Origin of the sequence: Streptomyces sp. NPDC018610 (assembly GCF_044391765.1) — a bacterium.
GTDB lineage: Bacteria > Actinomycetota > Actinomycetes > Streptomycetales > Streptomycetaceae > Streptomyces.
Map to the genome: position 1 here is coordinate 289,950 of NZ_JBISAL010000004.1, position 21,524 is coordinate 311,473.

At 71.1% G+C, this 21,524-nt stretch carries 14 protein-coding genes and 1 pseudogene; 13 read left to right on the forward strand and 2 right to left on the reverse strand.

The annotated features are described in order from the left end of the window. Window positions 1-172 precede the first annotated feature (172 nt). Both ACH5A8_RS13180 and ACH5A8_RS13185 read right to left on the reverse strand, forming a co-directional pair. Window positions 173-2,200 carry a HelD family protein gene (locus tag ACH5A8_RS13180; RefSeq protein ID WP_399001139.1) on the reverse strand — a complete coding sequence of 676 codons (2,028 nt, stop codon included), beginning with the start codon at window positions 2,198-2,200 and terminating at the stop codon, window positions 173-175. Between the two features lie 615 nt (window positions 2,201-2,815). Next, window positions 2,816-3,232, reverse strand: a complete 417-nt coding sequence (locus ACH5A8_RS13185; RefSeq protein WP_399001141.1) for a peptidoglycan-binding protein — start codon at window positions 3,230-3,232, stop codon at window positions 2,816-2,818. Window positions 3,233-3,870: 638 nt separating this feature from the next. Between ACH5A8_RS13185 and ACH5A8_RS13190 the strand changes: the two genes are divergently transcribed. The 13 genes and pseudogenes from ACH5A8_RS13190 to ACH5A8_RS13250 form a co-directional block, all read left to right on the forward strand. Then, window positions 3,871-5,910: a serine/threonine-protein kinase gene (locus ACH5A8_RS13190; RefSeq protein WP_399001503.1), complete on the forward strand. Its 2,040-nt coding sequence runs from the start codon at window positions 3,871-3,873 to the stop codon at window positions 5,908-5,910. Between the two features lie 555 nt (window positions 5,911-6,465). Then, a complete protein-coding gene (locus tag ACH5A8_RS13195; protein ID WP_399001142.1) occupies window positions 6,466-7,134 on the forward strand; it encodes a GntR family transcriptional regulator in 669 nt (222 codons plus the stop codon). Beyond that, window positions 7,131-8,042: a dihydrodipicolinate synthase family protein gene (locus tag ACH5A8_RS13200; RefSeq protein WP_399001144.1), complete on the forward strand. Its 912-nt coding sequence runs from the start codon at window positions 7,131-7,133 to the stop codon at window positions 8,040-8,042. The genes ACH5A8_RS13195 and ACH5A8_RS13200 overlap by 4 nt, the downstream gene beginning before the upstream one ends. After that, window positions 8,039-9,769, forward strand: coding sequence for an L-arabinonate dehydratase (gene araD, locus ACH5A8_RS13205; protein WP_399001147.1), 1,731 nt, complete (start codon window positions 8,039-8,041; stop codon window positions 9,767-9,769). Before ACH5A8_RS13200 ends, araD begins: the two co-directional genes overlap by 4 nt. A 122-nt stretch (window positions 9,770-9,891) precedes the next feature. Then, window positions 9,892-10,827, forward strand: a complete 936-nt coding sequence (locus ACH5A8_RS13210) for a carbohydrate ABC transporter permease (RefSeq protein WP_399001150.1) — start codon at window positions 9,892-9,894, stop codon at window positions 10,825-10,827. Next, window positions 10,824-11,708: a carbohydrate ABC transporter permease gene (locus tag ACH5A8_RS13215; RefSeq protein ID WP_399001151.1), complete on the forward strand. Its 885-nt coding sequence runs from the start codon at window positions 10,824-10,826 to the stop codon at window positions 11,706-11,708. The genes ACH5A8_RS13210 and ACH5A8_RS13215 overlap by 4 nt, the downstream gene beginning before the upstream one ends. Next, window positions 11,705-12,856, forward strand: coding sequence for a Gfo/Idh/MocA family protein (locus ACH5A8_RS13220; protein ID WP_399001153.1), 1,152 nt, complete (start codon window positions 11,705-11,707; stop codon window positions 12,854-12,856). Before ACH5A8_RS13215 ends, ACH5A8_RS13220 begins: the two co-directional genes overlap by 4 nt. Next, on the forward strand, window positions 12,853-13,698 hold the full coding sequence (locus ACH5A8_RS13225) for a PmoA family protein (protein ID WP_399001155.1): 846 nt from the start codon (window positions 12,853-12,855) through the stop codon (window positions 13,696-13,698). Before ACH5A8_RS13220 ends, ACH5A8_RS13225 begins: the two co-directional genes overlap by 4 nt. A 413-nt stretch (window positions 13,699-14,111) precedes the next feature. Further along, the gene (locus ACH5A8_RS13230; RefSeq protein WP_399001505.1) at window positions 14,112-15,455 is read left to right on the forward strand and encodes an ABC transporter substrate-binding protein; all 1,344 of its coding nucleotides are present in this window, start codon (window positions 14,112-14,114) and stop codon (window positions 15,453-15,455) included. A 269-nt stretch (window positions 15,456-15,724) separates the two neighbouring features. Then, complete coding sequence (locus ACH5A8_RS13235; RefSeq protein ID WP_399001157.1) at window positions 15,725-17,044, forward strand: polysaccharide lyase family 1 protein; 1,320 nt, start codon at window positions 15,725-15,727, stop codon at window positions 17,042-17,044. A gap of 87 nt (window positions 17,045-17,131) precedes the next feature. After that, complete coding sequence (locus ACH5A8_RS13240) at window positions 17,132-18,241, forward strand: pectinesterase family protein (RefSeq protein ID WP_399001159.1); 1,110 nt, start codon at window positions 17,132-17,134, stop codon at window positions 18,239-18,241. Window positions 18,242-18,561: 320 nt separating this feature from the next. Then, window positions 18,562-19,791 (forward strand): right-handed parallel beta-helix repeat-containing protein, encoded by a 1,230-nt coding sequence (locus tag ACH5A8_RS13245; protein WP_399001161.1) that lies wholly within the window; start codon window positions 18,562-18,564, stop codon window positions 19,789-19,791. 220 nt (window positions 19,792-20,011) lie between these two features. Beyond that, window positions 20,012-21,112: pseudogene (locus ACH5A8_RS13250) on the forward strand (polysaccharide lyase family 1 protein); the annotation flags it as partial. Window positions 21,113-21,524: the final 412 nt, after the last annotated feature.

Sequence of the window (21,524 nt, forward strand, 5' to 3'; positions counted from 1 at the left end):
GCCGCGCGAAGGGGATCCGGACGTCACCGGCTCACCGGCTCACCGGCTTGGACCAGGCCGGGCGATGCCGGGTGCGCCCACGAGCGGTGAGGGGGCGCTCAGCTCCGTGCGCGCGGGCCGGTGTCCGTACCGCGCCGGGTGCGCCCGCGGCGACGACGCGGGCGCCGAGTGATCAGGCGGGTTGGACGGTGACGGTGCACAGACGCTTGGTGGCCCGGGTCAGGGCCACGTACAAGTCCCGTTCCCCACCGGGGCGGGCCGTGATGATTTCCTCGGGGTTCATGACGACGACCCCGTCGAACTCCAGGCCGCGTGCTTCGGACGCCGGCACCACGCGTGCGTGGTGGGCGACGCCTCGGGCCGTCAGCTCGCTCACCCTGGTGTCCGCGCAGATCACTCCCAGAAGTTCGCCCGGGTGGGCGGTGCTCTGCGCGCGGAGCTCCTGAACGACGGCGGTGACCAACCCGTCCGGAGGTGTGGTCACGGTGCGGGGACTTTCACCGCTGCGCAGTGACCGTGTGTGCTTCTGGTCCGGAGCGATCCGTGTGAGAAGGTCCCGGACGCTCTCCAGGATCTCCTGCGTGGTGCGGTAGCTGACGGTCAGGTTGTGCAGTTTGAACCGCGGTCCGACATGGGGGCTCAGCGCTTCCTTCCAGTCCCGCGCTGTCGCGACCGGGCCTGCCTGGGCGAAGTCACCCACCAGCGTCATCGCCCTTGCCGGGCAGCGGCGGACGATCATCCGCCACTGCATGGCGGTCAGTTCCTGCGCCTCGTCGACGACGACGTGCCCGTACGTCCGCTCGGGAGGGCCGTCGACCAGGCTCGCCGCCTCGTCCAGCAACGGCACGTCGGCATCGGTCCACGGATCGTCCGGACCGCGCAGCAGAAGGGACCGCTCCTGCGCGGTCAGGTGGGGCAGGCGCTCGGCGAGAGCACCGGCGTCCGTCAGGAGCGCTTGCACGAGGTCACCGGGTACCAGCCGCGGCCACAGCACCTCGACCGCCCGGTCGACTCCGGCGTCGTCGAGGAGATCGGCTCGGATGGCGTCCAGGTCCAGCTCGTGGGCCGGGCCCGAGTCGGCCGCGCCTTCGGCACGGCGCTGGGCGGCTCCCGTGAACCGGTCGAGGTCCAGGCCCGTCATCCTGGCGGCGTCGGCGTCGATCTGCTCCAGGAGGTCGCCCATGTCCCGTCGCATGGCGTCGGTGACGGCGTCGACCAAGAGCTCTTTGAACACCTGGCGCGCGGGGTTGTGCCCCGGTGCGGCCGCCACGGCGGCGTCGCGTGCCGTGGCGACTTCCTCGCCTGACAGGTGAACCAGTTCCCGCCCGACCCGCACGGTGAAGTCACCGGCGGGGGACTGGTGGACACGCAGCAGGCCGGCCAAGGCGTCGGCGAGGTCGGAGCTGCCCTTGAGACGCGCCGTGTCGAACGGGTCCACCATGTCCGTGGACACTCCGGCCAGTTCTTGGCAGGTCGCCAGAACGACGTCGTTCTCCCCGAGCGAGGGAAGAACCTGGGAGATGTAGTCGAGGAACCGGGCGTTCGGGCCCACCACCAGGACACCCTCCTCCGCCGCGCGCGGGAACGCGTACAGGACGTAGGCCGCCCGGTGCAGGGCGACCACCGTCTTGCCGGTGCCGGGCCCGCCCTGCACCACGGTCACCCCGCGGTGGGCGGAGCGGACGATCTCGTCCTGCTCGGCCTGCAGCGTCGCGACGGCCGTGCCCATCCTGCCCGTACGCCGTGCCGACAGGGCCTCGGTCAACGGGCCGTCCCCGACGACGTCCTCGTCGGTCGGGGCGGTCCCGTCCAGCAGTTCGTCGCTCACCGAGACGACGGTGCGCTCATCGAGGCGCAGGTGCCGGCGCCGCCGCAGGTCCATCGGGTGGACCGGTGTCGCCTCGTAGAAGGGCCGCGCCGCGTTCGCGCGCCAGTCCACGAGCAGAGGGAGGTCGTCCTCCTCCGTGTGCAGTCCGATCCGCCCGATGCGCAGGGCCGTGCCGTCCGTCCAGTCGATGCGTCCGAAGACCAACCCCTTCTCGGCACCCTCCAGCCGGCCGATCTCCTTGGCCAGACGCTCGGCGGCGATCTCTCTCTCGTATGCCTCAGCGGGGCTGTCCGCCGGGGCCTTCAGCACACCCGCCCGGTGCGCTCGCGCCTCGGAAAGCCGCTCGGTGAGCAACGCGTACAAGGAGGACACATAATCCCGCTCCGATGCAACCGCGCGCACAGCCGGATCATTCATGTTCGACAACAGGGGACTCCTTCGATTCGGACCACACCATACGGTCGAAGTCCCCTGAAGATAAGTCTTGACTTACTTGGTGAATCCATGTCCTTGCGGCACAATCCATTGCGGCTGACCGCATGGCGTGCTATGCATTCCACCGTCCCGCATATCGCTGATTACGCTCCCGACGCCCTTCTGTTTTATGGGCGATCCCGCCTTCGGTCGCCTTTGATGTCGTCGAAGAAATGAATTCCGAAAGGTGCGGCAGCATTTCAAGGAACCCGGGACTCGGTTCGGTGACCGCCTTACGCGGTAGCGGCCTTCCGAATGGAGGGATCTGTCCGCGCCGGCACTGATCGCCGAGGGCGCCGTGATCTGATCCGCCCGGACACCGACCACCGGCCGAGCGGCGCCATCCCACGCAGGTTCGGCTGTCGTGGTCCGGTCGGCGCCACCGAGGCGGACACCGACCGGCCGCGACGGGCCTACACGCGCCCCTTCCGCTTCGAGCGGACTCGGTCGCCGCGGCTCGGGCCGTCACCGCGTGCGGGGGCAGGCGGGGTGTATCGGAATGAGGCAGCGGTCCTACGCGGAGCGGAGGAGTCGCCAGGTCTTCGGGCCGACGATGCCGTCGACGGGGAAGCTGGAGTGGTACGAGTGGTAGAGGCTCTGCGCCTGTCGCACGGCTGACTTGGTCGCCGGCCCGAAGTCGCCGTCGACGGCGAGTTCGGCGCCCTCGTACCAAGCGCTGTTGTTGAGGAGGCACTGAATCTCACGGACCATGTTGCCGGTGGCGCCCTGCGACACGTTCGTGTTCCAGGCCCAGCTGTAACCGGCGGTGAATCCGGAGTAGCCGCCGCTGGTCTTCCAGTGGATGCTGCAGCCTGCGGCGGCCGATACGTCGGCCGGCGACGACTCGGCAGCCGAAGCGACGGCCGGGAGGCCGACGCTCAGGAGCGCGGGCAGGACCGTGGCCGCGACGGCCAGCTTTCGGAGGCGCATGATCTCTCCCGCGATTCGGGGACAAGTACCCTGGCGACGTCATTTCAGCGCATCAGCGACACGGCCGCATACGGCGCTGGGATGAAAGGCGAGGTAAACCTGCGCGGTACGGGACGCGGTAAGGGCCGCCTCGCCCAAGCGGCCCACGATCGACGGTCTGTGACCGGTCCGTCGACGAGGCGTCCGAGAGCGGTGATCCGCTGAAGTTGGTCCGCCTGCTCCGCACTGAAAGGTCGGCATCGCCAGAAGTTTCGACGCTGACGGCGCCCGCCGAGCGAGGCCGTGGCGGTGGGCGGGTACCGAACCAGATCACCTTCCTGCCTGTCGCGGCCCTGCGCACAGCGCGGCAGATCGGATCGACGCCCCGTCCGGACGGGCGTGCCCCAGCTGCCCGAAGACACCGACGACGGGGACTTGTCGCAGATCACCTGGGCGGGCCTGGAACGCGCCCCGAGAGGTCACCGGCCCAGATCCCGATCGCGGTCCGAGGCGGTGGAGTTCCCAAGTCCGCGGTCGAGCACGGCTGTGGGCCGTTTCGCGTCCTCGTGTGATCATGATATACACCTCCTTCACATCTTCTTCACTGTTCGTTTCCTGGGGTGGGACTTCTCGTGAGCGCTGCTGGTTCCGGCGGGCGGGTGCAGCCCGCCCGCCCAGGTGATCCTTCCCGTGTCGGCCCTTACCGGATCATCGGCCGCCTCGGCTCCGGTGGCATGGGGACCGTCCATGCCGGTCTCACCGCCGACGGGCTCAGGGTCGCTGTCAAGGTGATCCACCCCGCGCAGGCCGAAGACCCGGAGTTCCGGGCCCGGTTCCGCCGCGAGGTACAGCTCTCCGCGCGTGTGCAGGGGCCGTGCCTCGTGCCGCTGCTCGCCGCCGACCCCGAAGCCGACGCGCCCTGGCTGGCGACCGCCTACGCTCCGGGCCCCACCCTCAACCAGTACCTGGCCGACCACGGCCCCCTGACCGGCGGCACCTTGTACGCCTTCGCGACGGGAACGGCCCAAGCACTGGCGGCCGTCCACGAAGCCGGCGTCGTCCACCGGGACGTGAAGCCGCAGAACGTCATCCTCACCCCGGCCGGCCCTCGCGTTCTCGACTTCGGCATCGCCCGCGCCGCCGACGGCACGAGCGTGACCCGGACGGGCGTCATGACCGGCACCCCCGGCTGGATCAGCCCCGAGTACTACCGCGCCGGCACCGCCGGGCCGGAGGGCGACATGTTCGCCTGGGGCGCGCTCGTCGCCTACGCCGCCACCGGCCGGCTCCCGTTCGGCACCGGCGCGCCGGACGTGGTCGCGTTCCGTGTGATGTCCGGGGACCCTGACCTGGACGGGATGTCCGAGGAACTGCGCGAAGTCGTGGAGAGCGCCCTCGCGAAGGAACCCGCCGACCGGATATCCGCCGCCGCGGCCGCCCAGGAGTGCTCGCGGTTCCTCGCCTCCCAGGCCACCCAGGTCCTCGCGGGCGGCGACGGACCGGCACCCACCAGGGTCGGGGAACTCGGCACGGCCGTGTGGGAGATGCCCGCCGTGGACGACCCCATCTGGCACGCACCCTCCCCGCCCTCCCGCAGGCGGGCCGTCACGACCGTGCTCGTGGCCGCCGCCGTGATCGGGGCTCTCGCCGGGGGCGCCCTGGCCCTTCCGGCCGCTTTCTCGAACGGTGGAGAGCGAGGCGCCGCGCGGGGCGCCGCCGGCCGGTCGACCGTGTCCCCGGCCCGGCACGCCGACGGCGCCACCGGTCCCGCCGGAACCTCTGGCCCCGGCCCCGCTGCGGCGACGCCGACCGCTGCCGATCCGCGCGAGATCCGCGTACCGACCGATCCGCTGGCCGGCGTGGACCATCCAGCCTTCACACGGGCCGGTGACGAGACCCAGCCGTCGGACGACGAGTGGAGGGCGAGCACCACCGCGAGCACCCAGGAGGAGAGGGACACCGCCCGGGCGATCGAGGGCGACGTGAGGTCCATGCTCGCCACCAAGGGCCTGGACCACCTCACTGCCACGGTCACGTTCGATCGGCGTGCGCAGACCGTGATGGTGACAGGCGGGCCGGTCTCGCAACTGCCGGAGGACGACCAGGAGGTGTTCCACAAAGCGGCGGAGACGGCATCCTGCACCGCTCTCGCCCGCCGCCTCCAGGGCAGCCCCACCACCTGGCCCTACGGCCGTTACTCCGTCTTCTGGAAGAACTCCGACGGCGACACCGAGGCGGACGTCCTCGGCTTCGGCCAGGCGACCGACGGGTGCTACAACGAGGTCGCCGGGCAGTGGCAGGGGGACGAGTCCGGCATGGCGACCGCGCGGATGCCCAGTACCGACAAGGACGAGATCCGCGTCGCCGACGCCACCGACAAGGCCCTCACCGCCGCGTGGAAGACCCGGGTCGCCGAGGACGACGGCGTCGACCCGTCCGCGGCGGACGACGACATCAGCCTCGGGTTCGACCCGGCCGGGAAGGCCGCGTACGTGTGGATCCAGGACACCTATGGAGCGCTGATCGGCCGCGCCCAGCGGGACAACTTCCAGGATGTCGCCCGCAGGACTGCCTGCGAGAAGCTGAGGGACGAGTACAGCAGGAACCGGTCCTGGCAGTACATCCGCTGGTCCGTGGCCGTCTACGACGGGAACACGGGAACGCCCGAGTTCATCGGCTCGGGCGACTGCCTCTCCTGACGCGACCAGTCCACGTATGACCGGTGGGTCCTGGCCCGCGGCCGCGGGAACGGCACGCACCCCGCACCCGCGGGAGGGCTCCGAGCCGGGCCCAGGTCACACTCCCTCGGTGATCGCGGGGGCGGCCGGGGCGGCTGTCCTGGGTGGCTGGGGGCAGGTGGATGGGAGCGGGGTGGCGATCCGCGGCCGCGCGTCGCCGGTCAGGCCCCGAAGAGGGCTTCTTCTCGCAGCGGGACGGGTTGTCGCTGTCGGCGGGAGTTGGGGCGTCGTGCCGACGGCGAGCGCCTGCGCGCCCCCGTAGGCCCTCTCCCGCGTCGCTGACACTTCGACAGCAGGGCCGCACGCTCCTCGCCGGACTCGCCGCGCTTTCCTCTGTCAGAGGCATTGACGAAACTTCGTGCCCCTCTTACCTTCGACGCGTCGTACTTCGTACGTCATATATGAGACGCGATACGCGAGACCACCGCACGAGACCCGACGCACGACAGCGGTGCGCCCCCGGGGGCGTGCCCGTCACGGTCCCGTGCGGTGGTCCACGAGATCCGAGAGGCGCGCATGACCTCTGTGCCCACCCCGATCCCCTCGCGCACGCAGTTCGTGCTGGAGGGAATCAAACACCGCATCCTCACCGGGCAGTTGACGCCTGGTCAGGCGTTGGTGGAAACCGAACTCGCCGCCCAGTTCGGGGTGTCCAAGACCCCGGTGCGCGAGGCGCTCAAGACCCTGGCTGGCACCGGCCTCGTCGTGATGAACCAGTACAAGGGCGTCACGGTACGCATGGTGGACGCGGACATGGCGCGTGAGGTCTACGACGTGCGGCTGCTGCTGGAGCCCGAGGCGCTGAAGCGCTCGGTGCGGCGCGGCGCGTCCCTCGGCGAGGCCCAGGACGCCCTGCGCCGCGCCGACCAGGCCACGGACACCGCCGAACGCTCCCTCGCCAACCGCGAGTTCCACCGCGCCTTGTACCTGCCGTGCGGCAACCCGCTGCTCGGCCGGATGCTCGACGACATCCGCGACCAGGCGGCCCTCGTCTCCGCCGTCGCATGGTCCGCCGACCCCTCCTGGGAGAGCGAGGCCGCCGAGCACCGGGAGATCCTGCGGCTCGCCCTGGACGGCGACGCCGACGCGGCGGCACGCGCCCTCCACGCGCACATCGCGTCGTTCGTGTACCGGGCCTTTCCCGAGGTCCTCGCCGACGTCCGCCAAGAGGAAGGCCAACCATGAGCAGCGTGACGTTCGAGACCCAGCGGGCGGCCCTCGCCGACGTGGTGGCGATCCCGGTCACCCCGTTCACCGCGGACGACACCGTCGACACCGCGGCCCTCCGTGCCCTGCTGCGCCGCCTGCTGGACGGTGGCATCACCACCCTCACTCCCAACGGCAACACCGGCGAGTTCTACGCCCTCACCCCCGAGGAACGACGGCTGGTCACCGAGGTCACCGTCGAGGAGGCCGCCGGACGGGCGAGCGTCCTCGTCGGCGTCGGCCACGACGTCCCCGCAGCGGTCGCCTCCGCCCGGCACGCCGGCGAAGTGGGCGCACGGATGATCATGGTCCACCAGCCCGTCCATCCCTACGTCTCCCAGGGCGGCTGGGTCGACTACCACCGGGCCATCGCCGAGGCCGTGCCCGACCTGGGCGTCGTGCCCTACCTGCGCAACGCGCAGCTGCCCGGCGCCCGCCTCGCCGAACTCGCCGACGCCTGCCCCAACGTCATCGGCATCAAGTACGCCGTCCCGGACGCGGCCCGCTTCGCCGCCTTCGCCCGTGACGCGGGCCTCGACCGGTTCGTGTGGGTGGCCGGGCTCGCCGAGCCGTACGCCCCCTCCTACTTCTCCGCCGGCGCCAGCGGCTTCACCTCCGGCCTGGTCAACGTCGCCCCCGCCGTCTCCCGGAACATGATCGAGTCGTTGCGGGCCGGCGACTACCCGGCCGCGATGAAGGTGTGGGAGCAGATCCGCCGCTTCGAGGAACTGCGCGCGGCCAACGGCTCCGCCGACAACGTCACCGTCGTCAAGGAGGCCCTCGCCTCGCTCGGCCTGTGCGGCAGGGACGTGCGTCCGCCGAGCAAGCCGCTGCCCGAGGACGCCCGCGCCGAGGTCGCCGCCATCGCCGCGGGGTGGTCGATATGACCGACCGCAGGCGCCCGGAGGACCTGCGCAGCCACCAGTGGTACGGCACCGACGGCCTGCGCTCCTTCAGCCACCGCGCCCGCACCCGCCAGCTCGGCTACCTGCCCGAGGAGCACCTCGGCAAGCCGGTCGTCGCGATCCTCAACACCTGGTCCGACATCAACCCCTGCCATGTCCACCTGCGTGACCGCGCCCAGGCCGTCAAGCGCGGGGTGTGGCAGGCGGGCGGTTTCCCGCTGGAGTTCCCGGTCTCCACCCTCAGCGAGACCTTCCAGAAGCCGACCCCCATGCTCTACCGCAATCTGCTCGCCATGGAGACCGAGGAGCTGCTGCGCTCCTACCCGGTCGACGGCGCCGTCCTGATGGGCGGCTGCGACAAGTCCACGCCCGCGCTGCTGATGGGCGCCGCCTCGGTCGACCTGCCCACCGTGTTCGTGCCCGCCGGGCCGATGCTCCCGGGCCACTGGCGCGGCGAGGTGCTGGGGTCGGGCACCGACATGTGGAAGTACTGGGACGACCGGCGCGCCGGGCTCATCGGCGACTGCGAGATGGCCGAACTGGAGAGCGGCCTGGCCCGCTCGCCCGGCCACTGCATGACCATGGGCACCGCCTCCACCCTGACCGCGGCGGCGGAAGCCCTGGGGGTGACCGTGCCGGGCGCCTCCAGCATCCCGGCCGTGGACTCCGGGCACGAGCGGATGGCGGCGAAGGCAGGGATGACCGTCGTCGAACTCGTCCACGCGAACCGCACGTTGAGCGACATCCTCACCCGCGAGGCGTTCGCGGACGCCGTCACCACCGTCCTCGGCCTGGGCGGGTCCACCAACGCCGTCATCCATCTCATCGCCATGGCCGGCCGCGCCGGGGTGAGACTCACCCTGGACGACTTCGACCGCATCGCCCGCACCGTCCCCGTCCTCGCCAACGTCCGCCCCGGCGGCCGAAAACACCTCATGGAGGACTTCCACTTCGCCGGCGGACTGCCCGGTTTCCTCTCCCGCATCCCGGACCTGCTCCACCTGGACCGGCCGACCGTCGCCCACGAGACCCTGCGCGAGCAGCTCGCCGGCGCCCAGGTCCACGACGACGACGTGATCCGCACCCGCGACAACCCGGTCGCGCGCGAGGGCGGTGTCGCCGTGCTGCGCGGCAACCTCTGCCCTGACGGCGCCGTCATCAAGCACATCGCCGCAGCACCGCACCTGCTCAAGCACACCGGTCCCGCCGTCGTCTTCGACGACTACAAGGCGATGCAGCGCACCATCGACGACCCGGCGCTGGACATCACCGCCGACAGCGTGCTGGTGCTGCGCAACGCCGGCCCCAAGGGCGGACCCGGCATGCCCGAGTACGGCATGCTGCCCATTCCGCGGCGCCTGCTCAAGCAGGGTGTGCGCGACATGGTGAGGATCTCCGACGCCCGTATGAGCGGCACCAGTTACGGCGCCTGCGTGCTGCACGTGGCCCCCGAGTCGTACGTCGGCGGTCCCCTCGCCCTGGTGCGCACCGGCGACCTGATCACCCTCGACGTCGAGGCCCGCACCCTCCGGCTCGACGTGGACGACGACGAACTGACGCGCCGCCGCGCCGAATGGACACCGCCGCCCGCGCGCTACGAGCGCGGCTACGGTGCCCTCTACTCCGAACAGATCACCCAGGCGGACACCGGCTGCGACTTCGAGTTCCTGGCCCGGCCGGGCCAAGTGCCGGACCCGTACGCGGGCTGACCACCCGTCGCTCCGCATCGTTCACCCCCCTCCCAGCTCCTGATGAAGCGACCTGTCCACAGGTACTTAGCAAGCGCTTCCTGTACTCGCTGTAACTGTCCTACTCCGAACGGAGAACAGTCGTGGCCCAAGCCGTAGGCGTGGCGAAACCGCCCGCGCCACCCCGGCGGCGTCGTGCCTCCGCCACGCCGCGCAGACTGCCCTACCTGCTGATCGCCCCGGCCGCCCTGCTCATGCTGGGCTTCATCGCCTACCCGGTGCTCAGCGTCTTCTACTACAGCCTGCGGAACTACAACCCCACCAAACCGTGGCGCAACGGCTGGGCCGGCTTCGGCAACTTCACCCACGCCTTCACCCAGGACCCGCAGTTCTGGGACACGCTGACCTTCAGCGCCAAGTGGGTCGTCGTCGAGGTCGGGCTCCAGCTCGTCCTCGGGCTGGTCCTCGCCCTGATCGTCAACCAGACCTTCGTGGGCCGCGCCCTCGGCCGCGCGCTGGTGTTCTCCCCGTGGGCCGTCTCCGGCGTGCTCACCTCCGCCATCTGGGTGCTGCTCTACAACTCCCAGACAGGCGTCAGCCGTTACCTCGCCGACCTCGGCATCGGCTCCTACGGCGCCAGCTGGCTGTCGGACACGTCCACCGTCTTCCCGGCGGCCGTCATCGCCGACCTGTGGCGCGGCGTGCCCTTCTTCGCCATCCTCATCCTCGCCGACCTCCAGTCCGTCTCCAAGGACCTGTACGAGGCCGCCGAGGTGGACGGGGCCGGCCGTCTCCAGCAGTTCCGGCACATCACCCTGCCCCATCTGAAGGACGCCATCGTCCTGTCCACGCTGCTGCGCGCGGTCTGGGAGTTCAACAACGTCGACCTGCTCTACACCCTCACCGGCGGCGGACCGGCCGGCGAGACCACCACACTCCCGCTCTACATCGCCAACACCAGTGTCGACGCCCACAACTTCGGCTACGCCTCCGCACTGACCACGGTGGCGTTCGTGATCCTGCTCTTCTGCTCGATCTGCTATCTGCGGCTGAGCAAGTTCGGAGGTGCCGAGAAGTGATCACCGAGATCGCCCCCGCGCCCGAGCGGGCCGCTCCCGCACCGGCCCGGCCGCGCGGCCGGCGCCGCGCCTGGGACGAGGTCCCCCGCTGGCAGATCTACCTGCCCCTCTCCCTCTACCTCGTCTTCACCCTGGTCCCCTTCTACTGGATCCTGCTGTTCGCGCTGCGCCCGGCCGGCTCCACCTCCCTGGTGCCCTGGCCGGTCACCTTCGACCACTTCCAGAAGGTGTGGACCGAGCGCGGCTTCGGCACCTACTTCCAGAACAGCGTCCTCGTCGGCCTCGCCACCCTCGTCCTCACCACGGTCGTCGCGCTGGCCGGCGGCTACGCGCTGGCCCGGTTCGACTTCAGGGCGAAACGCGCGTTCATGCTGGCACTGCTCTGCTCGCAGTTCGTCCCCGGTGCGCTGCTGCTCGTCCCGCTGTTCCAGATCTTCGCCAAGCTGTCGATGATCAACTCGCTGGGCAGCGTCGTCATCGCCGAGACCGTCTTCCAGCTGCCGCTGTCGATCATCCTGATCAGCGGCTTCATCCGGAACGTGTCACCCGCCCTGGAGGAGGCGGCCTGGGTGGACGGATGCAGCAGGTTCGCCGCCTTCCGGATCGTGGTGCTGCCGCTGCTGCGGCCCGGACTGATCGCGGTCGGCTCCTTCGCCTTCGTGCACGCCTGGAACCACTTCCTGTTCGCGCTGATGTTCCTGTCCGACCAGAGCAAGCAGACCATCCCGGTCGGGCTCAGCACCCTGATGAGCGCGGACAGCGTCGACCTCGGCGCCCTGGCCGCGGGCGGCATCATCGCCGCCGTGCCCGTGGTCATCGTGTTCGCCTTCATCCAGAAGTGGCTGATCACGGGCTTCAGCGCGGGGGCGGTGAAGGGATGACCACCACCCCCGTCCCGCTCGTGCTGGCCGGCGCGCGCGGCCACGGCCGCTGGCACCTGGACAACATCCGCCGGCTGAGCGCCAAGGGCCTGGTGCGGCTCGCGGGCATCTGCGAGCTGAACCCGCTCACCGGTGACGAGATCCCCGACGGGCTCGGCACGCCGGCGCAGTCGGCCGACTTCGGCGCCCTGCTCGACACCACGGGCGCCCGTACGGCCGTGATCTGCACGCCCATCCCCACCCACACCGAGCTGGCGCTCGCCGCCGCCGAACGGGGAGTGCACTTCCTCCTGGAGAAGCCGCCCGCCCCCTCCTTCGCCGAGTACCGCCGCATGGCCGACGCGGTCGCCGCGGCCGGCGTCGCCTGCCGGATCGGCTTCCAGTCGCTCGGCTCGCACGCGGTGCCCGCCATCCGGGAGCTGATCGCCCAGGGTGCGATCGGGGAGGTGACCGGGGCCGGCGGTGCCGGTGCCTGGGCGCGCGACGAGGCGTACTACCGACGCGCGCCCTGGGCGGGCAGACGCCGGCTGAACGGCGCCGACGTCGTCGACGGAGTCCTCACCAACCCCCTCGCCCACACCACCGCCACGGCCCTCGCCGTCCTCGGAGCCACCCGCGCCGAGGACGTCACCGGCGTCGAGACCGAACTGTGGCGGGCCAACGCCATCGAGGCCGACGACACCTCCTGCGTCCGCGTCACCACCGCACGCGGCCCGGTCACCGTCGCCGCGACCCTGTGCGCCGAACACCCCGGCGAGCCGTACGTCATGGTGCACGGCAGCAGCGGCCGGATCACCTTCTGGTACAAGCAGGACCGCGTGCTGCTGCAACGCGCCGGCCACGGCCCGGAGGAGTTCCAGCACGGCCGCACCGACCTGCTCGAGAACCTGGTCGCCCAGGTCACCGCCGGCGCCGAGCCGCTGGTCACGCCCGCCGACACCGGCGCCTTCATGCGGGTCGTCGAGGCGGTCCGCACGGCCCCCGACCCGCGCCCGCTGCCCGCCGACGCCTGGCGCGCCGACACCCGAGCGCACCGCCGGGTGGTACCCGGCATCGACGGGCTCGTCGCGGCCGCCGCCGACACGCTCTCCCTCTACTCCGAGCTCGGCGCCCGCTGGGCCCTGCCGCAGGAGGCGACCCTCGGATGACCTCGCACGACTTCCCGGTCCTGCGGGTCGCCGGCCGCCCCGTCGCCCGCTGCGTCACCCGGCCCGAGCTGCCCGCCCGGCTCTCCCCGCGTCCGTATCTGCACCCCGTCACCACCCTGTCGGGCACGGCCGTCTCCGAACTCGGCCCCGCCGACCACCCGCACCACCTCGGCGTCGGTGTCGCCGTTCCCGACGTCGAGGGGCACAACTTCTGGGGCGGCCGCACCTTCGTCCGCGACCAGGGTCCCACCGAGCTGGGCAACCACGGCACCCAGCGGCACGCCGGGTTCCAGGTGTGCGCCCCGGACGGTTTCGTTCAGGAACTGCGCTGGGTGGCCGACGGCCGCGAACTGCTGCGCGAGCGCCGCACGGTGACGGCCGCCGCCCTGTCCTCCGCCGCCTGGACGCTGGACTTGGCCTTCTCGCTGACCAACGTCACCGAGGGATCGCTCTCGATCGGCAGCCCCGCCACCAACGGGCGCCCCGGAGCGGCGTACGGCGGCTTCTTCTGGCGGGCGCGCAAGGAGGGGGAGCCCCCGCGGGTCTTCACCGCCGGCCTCGACGGTGAGGCGGCGGCGCACGGCGCCCACGCCGACTGGCTGGCACTGGCGGGCCGTACCTGGACACTGGTGTTCGCCGGGGCGACGGCCGCGACGCGCGCCGATCCGTGGTTCGTGAGGGCGGCGGAGTACCCGGGTGTGGGCTCCTCACTGGCGTCTGCCGAACGGCTCGCGATCGAGCCGGGCGAGACCGTCGTACGCCGGATCGTCACCGTCGTCGCCGACGGCTGCCTCGGCCGGGACGAGGCCGGGGCACTGGCCCACGAGGCGGTGATGTCATGACCCCCGCGCCCGCCACCGGGGCGAACGCCTGCGGGCCCCTGAACCTGGCGAACCGTCTGCGCCCGCCCGGCGCCGACCTGGGCGACGGCGCCTGCGCGAACCCCGTCCTGGACGCCGACGGGGAGGCCGTGCCCGACGGACGCGCCCGGCCGCGGGTGGAGGCCGGCGTGGGGGCCCGCTGCCGGATCTCCTACGACGCCGGAACGCGCTTCCGACCGTCCGGCCAGGTCCTCGCCGCCGTCCCGCGGCACGGGGCCGGCGCCCTGCCCGGCCTGTTCTCGCTCGCGCCCGCCGGTCAGGGACACACCGGCGCGGCCACCTCCACGCGGTTCCGCATCGCCGCCGCGCAGGGGTCACGCACGTCCCCCCACAGCTTCACGCACTCGTTGGATCCAGAAGAAGAGAGCCGATCAATGAAGATCACCATTCACAGAAGCGGGCGTCGCGCCGCCGTGGCCGTCGCCCTCGGTTCGGTGCTCGCGCTGACCGTCACCGCGTGTGGCGACGACGGCAGCGGTTCGGGCGGCGGCAAGGGCTCCGAGGGGGCGGGCAAGGGCGAGATCACCTTCTGGGACAACAACGGCGGTGTGCGCACCGACATCTGGAAGCAGATCATCGCCGACTTCGAGAAGAAGAACCCCGACATCAAGGTCAAGTACGTCGGCATCCCCGCGGCCGGCGCCCAGTCGAAGTACGACACCGCGATCCAGGGCGGCGGTCTGCCCGACGTGGGCGGCGTCGGCACCGCGATGCTCGCCGAACTCGCCGCGCAGAACGCGCTGGAGCCGCTCGACGGCCGGCTGGAGAAGAGCGCGCTGAACGGCAGACTGAGCCAGAACCTGCTCGGCGTCAGCAAGGCGGCCGGCGGCGGCGACACCCTGTACCAGATCCCGACCTCCGTGAACAACGGCACCCTGTGGTACCGCACGGACCTGTTCGCGAAGGCGGGCCTGGACGCGCCGACCACCTGGCCGAAGTTCTACGAGGCCGCCGACAAGCTCACCGACAGGGGCGGGAACCGGTTCGGCTTCACCATCCGGGGCGGCGAGGGATCCATCGCGCCGGCCCTGGACGCGGTGTACGGGCAGAGCGGCATCACCTCGTTCTGGAACGGCGACCGGACCACGGTCGACGACCCCAGGAACGTGGCGGCGCTGGAGAAGTACGTCGCGCTCTACAAGAAGGACACCCCGTCAGCCGACGTCAACAACGACTTCACCAAGATGGTCGCCCAGTGGGACTCCGGCACCATCGGCATGCTGAGCCACAACCTCGGCTCCTACCAGGACCACCTGAAGGCACTGGGCAAGGACAAGTTCCGGGGCGTCCCCAACCCCACCCTCGCCGACGGCACCCGGGTCCAGGTGTCCAACCCGGTCGACGGGCTGGCCCTGTTCAAGACGGGGCAGAACAAGGCGGCGGCCTGGAAGTTCATCGAGTTCGCCGTCTCCGCCGCGGAGAACTCCAAGTTCAACGAGGCCGCCGGACAGGTGCCGTCCAACACCGACGCGGCCAAGGACACCTGGATCCAGCAGGCCGAGCCGACCAGGCTCGCGGCCGAGGCGCTCAACGGCGCCCACACCAAGATCGTGCAGCTGCCCTACTACCTGCCCGACTGGAACACCATCTCCAAGGCCGACAACGAGCCGAACTTCCAGAAGCTGCTGCTCGGCCGGATGACCGCGAAGCAGTTCCTGGACACCCTGGCCGACCAGCTGAACAAGGCGCAGGCCGAGTGGAAGCAGCAGAAGGGCTGATCACCGGCGTGCCGCTCACCCGAAGGCACCTCACCTCCACGGCGCCCGCCGCCGTCCCGGCCGCCCTCGCGGCGGCCGGGGCGGCCCGGGCAGCGCGACGACACGCAGTTCGACCCGCCGGGGGCGATCGCCGTAGCGCGACCGGTCGCGCGGGAGCCGCCGCGCATCCGCGTGCTCGCGCCGCACGACACCGTCCGGCCGCACGACGAGACACCCACGCCCCCGATCACCTGGCCGGCTCCGGCCCCGTAAGCGAGGAGACCCGCACCATGCGCACACCGAAATGTCATGAGCGCGTCAGCACCGTGGCGGTGGCCTGCGCCGCCCTGGTGCTCGCCGTCACCGGCACCGCCACCGCCCAGCCCCGTCACCACCACGAGGACCTCGGCCGTCAGGTGCTCGCCGCCGAGGACGGCTGGGCCTCCTACGGCACCGGCACGACCGGCGGTGCGAAGGCCGACGCCGCACACGTCTACACCGTCAGCACCTGGGATGCCTTCAAGGCCGCCCTCGCCGCCGGCGGGAACGCCCCGAGGATCATCAAGGTCAAGGGGACCATCGACGCGGACGGCCCGGGCTGCGACTCCTTCGCCGTTCCCGGCTACGACTTCGACACGTATCTCCAGACCTACGCCCCCGAGACCTGGGGCCGGGACAAGGACCTCTCCGCCGAGCCCGACAACAGCCCCGAGGGCCTGCGCCGCGCCTCGCAGGCGCGCCAGGACGCCTACATCAAGGCCTACGTTCCCGCCGACACCACCATCGTCGGCATCGGCGAGGACGCCGGCTTCAAGGGCGCGAGCCTGCAGATCAAGGACGTGGACAACGTCATCGTCCGCAACCTCGCCCTCGAGAGCCCGCTGGACTGCTTCCCGCAGTGGGACCCGACCGACACCGCCGACGGCAACTGGAACTCCGAGTACGACAGCGCGGTCGTCTACGGCGCCACCCACGTGTGGATGGACCACAACACCTTCACCGACGGCGACCACCCCGACAGCACCCTGCCGCACTACTACGGCCGCGTCTTCGAGCAGCACGACGGCGAACTCGACATCGTCAAGGGCGCGGACTACGTGACGGCCTCCTGGAACGTCTTCGCCGACCACGACAAGACGATCCTGATCGGCAACAGCGACAGCGCGTCCACCGCCGCCGTCGACCGGGGCCACCTCAAGGCCACCTTCCACCACAACCTGTTCGCCGACCTGGTCGAGCGCGCCCCGCGCGTCCGCTTCGGCCAGGTCGACTCCTACAACAACCACTTCGTGGCCGGCGCCGACTACGGCTACAGCTACGGCATCGGGATGGAGTCCCAGCTCGTCGCCGAGCACAACGCGTTCACGCTCCCGAGCGGTGTCGGCGCGGGCACGATCCTCAAGAAGTGGAAGGAAGCGCCGGTGACGGCCGCCGACAACTACGTCAACGGCAGGCGCACCGACCTCATCGCCGTCCACAACACCGAGGTGCCCGGCGAGATCCTGCAGCCGGGCGCGGGCTGGACCCCCGTCCTGCGCACCCACGTCGACTCCCCGAAGGCCGTCCCGGCCCTCGTCGACCACCGCGCGGGCGCGGGCCGCCTGCGCTGACGCTCCCCGTGAGCCGGCCGGGGCGGTCCGTCCCGCGCGAACCGCCCCGGCCCACATCCGTCACCCGCCTCACGAAGGAACCCCCGTATGCCTTCCAGACGGCACCTCCTCCTCGCCTCCGCCGCCGCGACCGCCACGCTCGGTCTGACCGCCCCGCGGGCCCAGGCCGCTCCCGCACGCGGTCTCCCGTTCGGCCGCCACGGCTCACCCGCCGCCCGCCCCGGCCCCCGGACCCTGTACGTCGACCCGCGCGGCCGGGGCGACTTCACCACCGTCCAGGCGGCGGTGAACGCCACGACCGGCGCCGGCTGGACCCTGGTCCTGGCCGCCGGCACCTACCGGGAGACGGTCGCCGTACCCGCCGACCGCACGGAGATGACCTGGCTCGGCGCCACCGGGGACGCCCGCGACGTGGTCATCGTGTACGGCAACGCCGCCGGCACGCAGAAGCCCGACGGTTCGGGCGCCTACGGCACCACCGGCTCGGCCACGACCACCGTCCAGGCGGACGGCTTCACCGCCCGCCGGATCACCTTCGCCAACGACTGGCTGCGCGCGGAGCACCCCGAAGTCTCCGGCACCCAGGCCGTCGCGATCAAGGCCCAGGGCGACCGCTCGGCGTTTCTCGGCTGCCGCTTCCTGGGCCACCAGGACACCCTGTACGCCGACTCCACGGCCCTCACCGCCTTCGCCCGCCAGTACTACGCGCACTGCTACGTGGAGGGCGATGTCGACTTCGTCTTCGGCCGCGCGACGGCGGTGTTCGAACACTGTGCCTTCCACACCCTGAACCGCACGGACCTCACCGCGGCCCCCTACGGCTTCGTCTTCGCCCCCTCGACGGCGGCGGCGAACCCGCGCGGCTATCTGGTCACCCACGGCCGCGTCACGAGCGGGGCCCCGGACGCCTTCTACAAGCTGGCCCGCCCCTGGGTCCCCGGCTCCGACCCCACCGCCCGCCCCATGCTCACGGTCCGCGACACCTGGCTCGGCCGGGGCATCGACGCGGCCGCCCCCTGGACGAACATGTCGTCCGCCCACCCCTGGCAGGACCAGCGGTTCGCGGAGTACCGCGACACGGGCCCCGGCGCGGCGGTCACGGTACCGGAGAACCGCCCCCAGCTCACCCGTGCGCAGGCGAGGTCGGCGACCCGCGAGGCCTACCTGGGGGACTGGGCGCCGTGGAAGCGGCGCTGAGACACGCGAGTGCTCCCTCGGCCGCGCGGGCCGTGTCCCAAGGTTCAGTAATGTGAACAACGTTCAGAAACAAAACTCTTGACGCGGTCACGACAGGCTCCTAACTTTCCAGTAAGCGCTTTCCCCCACCGTGCGTACGGGTGATCCCTCAGGAACCGGGCGGCCCGTGGGTCCCTCGCCGAAGCCCTCGCGGAGCGAGAGGACCAGCTGTTGTGTCACCGCATCCGGGCTCGGCCGACGCCCGACCGCTGACCCGGTGCCGCGCCCGACCGCTGGGGATCACGACCACCCGCGCACCCCCACGACCAAGGAGACAGGCAATGCATTCGAGAGCCGCGATCGCATCGGTCAGCCTGCTGACCGGCGCACTCGTCACGCTGTCCGGCAACACGGCACAGGCCGTTCCCGTTCACGGCGTCGTCGCACCCCTCGCGGCGGCCGGCGCCGTGACGGCGTCGGGCACCGTTCTCTACGTCGCGCCGGACGGCAAGGACAGTGCGGCCGGAACGCAGTCGGCGCCGACGACGCTCACCTCGGCGATCAGCCGGATCACCCCGGGCGGGACGATCTACCTGCGCGGCGGGACGTACAAGTACTCGTCGACGATCACCATCCCGGCCGGCGGCAACGGCACCTCCAGTGCCCGCACCCTCCTGTCCGCCTATCCAGGCGAGAAGCCGGTGCTGGACTTCTCGGCGCAGAGCGAGGGCTCGTCGAACCGGGGCCTTCAGCTGATGGCCGACTACTGGCACCTGTACGGCCTGACCGTCCAGCACGCCGGGGACAACGGCATCTACGTGGGCGGCAGCAACAACGTCATCGAGCGCGCGGTGACGGCGTACAACCGCGACACGGGACTCCAGCTCGGACGGATCGCCAGCAGCACCCCCGCGTCCAAGTGGCCGTCGAACAACCTCATCGTGAGCTCGGAGTCCCACGACAACAGGGACTCCAGCGGCGAGAACGCCGACGGTTTCGCCGCGAAGCTCACCACCGGCACCGGAAACGTCTTCCGCTACGACGTCTCCCACAACAACATCGACGACGGCTGGGACCTCTACACCAAGACCGACACCGGCCCCATCGGCCCGGTCACCATCGAGTACTCCCTGTCCTACAAGAACGGCACCCTCACCGACGGCACCCAGAACAAGAACGGCGACCGCAACGGCTACAAGCTCGGCGGCGACGACATCAAGGTCAACCACATCGTCCGGCACAACGTGGCCTACGGCAACGGCCACCACGGCTTCACCTACAACAGCAACCCCGGCACGATGACCGTCTCGAACAACGCCGGCGTCGACAACGGCGTCCGCAACTTCGCGTTCGACGAGGGAACCTCGGTGTTCCGCGGCAACACCTCGTGCCGCACCGGCAGCGGCACGAACGACAAGATCAGCACGGGAGCCGACGCCGACGCCTCGAACCAGTTCTGGCTCGGCTCGAACGGGTCGCGCTGCTCCTCCTACACCGGAGCCCTGGGCTGGTCCCTCGCCTCCGACGGCCACCTCGTCGTCACCTTCGGCGGCAAGGCGGTCACACCGTAACCGACGCGGCCGTCCGCTGCCCCGTCGTCCGGGCCCATCCCGTCGGCGCTGCCCGGAGCCACGGCCACGCGTATCCCGGACGAGGTGTTCCGTGCCGCCGCGAACCTTCGGCCTCGCGGCGGCACCCCTCCGACCCGGCGGCGGGCACACCCCCCGCGTCCGCCGCGGAGCACGGCAACCGGCACATGTGACACCCGACGAAGCACTGAAGGAGACAAGGATGAGCGGACCAGTCACATCCAGGATCCATGCGGCGCTGGCCGCGATGGCCCTCGTGGCCGCGGGCGGCGCGGTCCTGTCGGCGCCCGAGGCGTCGGCGGCGACCAGCGGCGCCTCCGGCTACGCGAGCCAGAACGGCGGCACAACCGGTGGCGCGGGCGGGCAGACGGTGCGGGCCACCACGGGAACCGCGATCAACGCGGCCCTGTGCAACCGGGCCAGCAGCAGCACCCCGATCATCATCGAGGTCGAGGGAACCATCAACCACGGCAATACCAGCCGGGTGTCCGGCAAGAGCTGCGACACCGCCGACGACGTGATCGATCTCAAGCAGGTCAGCAACGTCACCCTCGTCGGGGTCGGCAGCGGCGCGGTCTTCGACCAACTCGGCATCCACGTCCGGGAGGCCGGCAACATCGTCATCCAGAACGTCACCGTCCGCAACGTCAAGAAGTCCGGTTCCCCGGTCTCCAACGGCGGCGACGCCATCGGCATGGAGAAGGACGTCCACAACGTCTGGGTCGACCACGCGACCCTCGAGGCGTCGGGCGGGGAGGAAGAGGGGTACGACAGTCTCTTCGACCTCAAGAACAACACCCGCTACGTGACGCTGTCCTACAGCGTCCTGCGCGACTCCGGCCGCGGCGGCCTCGTGGGGCACAGCGACAGCGACCTCACGAGCACCTTCATCACGTACCACCACAACCTCTACGAGAACCTGGACTCCCGCGCCCCCCTGCTGCGCGGCGGCACGGCCCACATCTACAACAACTACTACGTGAACCTGAACAAGTCGGGCATCAACTCCCGCGTCGGGGCCCACGCCAAGGTGGACAACAACTACTTCAAGGACTCCAAGGACGTCCTGGGCACCTTCTACACCGACAAGCTCGGCTACTGGCAGGTCAGCGGCAACATCTACGACAACGTGACATGGTCCGGCACCGGCAGTGAGAACCACCCCGCCGGCCCGGACCCGCAGTCCAACACCACGGTCACCGTCCCCTACTCCTACGACCTGGACGCAGCCGGCTGCGTGCCCAGCATCGTGAGCCGGACGGCCGGCGCCGGCAGAGGGCTGCCGACGTCGGACGGCAGCTGCTGACCGCACACGCAGCGGAGCGGGGACCGGCGGAGCAGGTGACTGCCACGCTCGACCGGTGGGTTCATGACGACATGTGACCCCAGCATGAGCCGACACCTGATGATCTCCGAAGGCGGACCCACGAACCGGAGCCCCCCCCGCCCTCCCGGACGTCGATGTCCCGGTCGGCTTCGGAGTCGGGCTCAGGGGGCCAGGGTGAGGTCACCATGGTGGGACCTGGCGAGCGACCGCCCGGGACGACGCTCGTGCCGACGCGAGGGGTCCCTCGCGCGAGTACGGCCCCGCCGCGTCGGCGCGACTCGCCGCCGGGGGAGTGAGCAGCGCCGACGGTCCGGCCCTGTGCGTCAGGGTGTGCCTGGACGATCTCGTGGAGGGCGGAGCGTCTGGGCAGCGCAGGCGGGGGTATCCG

Excerpts from the sequence above, each read along its gene's own strand:
- ACH5A8_RS13185 (WP_399001141.1), bottom strand. The coding sequence starts at position 3,232 with ATGCGCCTCCGAAAGCTGGCCGTCGCGGCCACGGTCCTGCCCGCGCTC.
- ACH5A8_RS13195 (WP_399001142.1), top strand. The coding sequence starts at position 6,466 with ATGACCTCTGTGCCCACCCCGATCCCCTCGCGCACGCAGTTCGTGCTG.
- ACH5A8_RS13200 (WP_399001144.1), top strand. The coding sequence starts at position 7,131 with ATGAGCAGCGTGACGTTCGAGACCCAGCGGGCGGCCCTCGCCGACGTG.
- araD (WP_399001147.1), top strand. The coding sequence starts at position 8,039 with ATGACCGACCGCAGGCGCCCGGAGGACCTGCGCAGCCACCAGTGGTAC.
- ACH5A8_RS13220 (WP_399001153.1), top strand. The coding sequence starts at position 11,705 with ATGACCACCACCCCCGTCCCGCTCGTGCTGGCCGGCGCGCGCGGCCAC.
- ACH5A8_RS13225 (WP_399001155.1), top strand. The coding sequence starts at position 12,853 with ATGACCTCGCACGACTTCCCGGTCCTGCGGGTCGCCGGCCGCCCCGTC.
- ACH5A8_RS13230 (WP_399001505.1), top strand. The coding sequence starts at position 14,112 with ATGAAGATCACCATTCACAGAAGCGGGCGTCGCGCCGCCGTGGCCGTC.
- ACH5A8_RS13235 (WP_399001157.1), top strand. The coding sequence starts at position 15,725 with ATGCGCACACCGAAATGTCATGAGCGCGTCAGCACCGTGGCGGTGGCC.
- ACH5A8_RS13240 (WP_399001159.1), top strand. The coding sequence starts at position 17,132 with ATGCCTTCCAGACGGCACCTCCTCCTCGCCTCCGCCGCCGCGACCGCC.
- ACH5A8_RS13245 (WP_399001161.1), top strand. The coding sequence starts at position 18,562 with ATGCATTCGAGAGCCGCGATCGCATCGGTCAGCCTGCTGACCGGCGCA.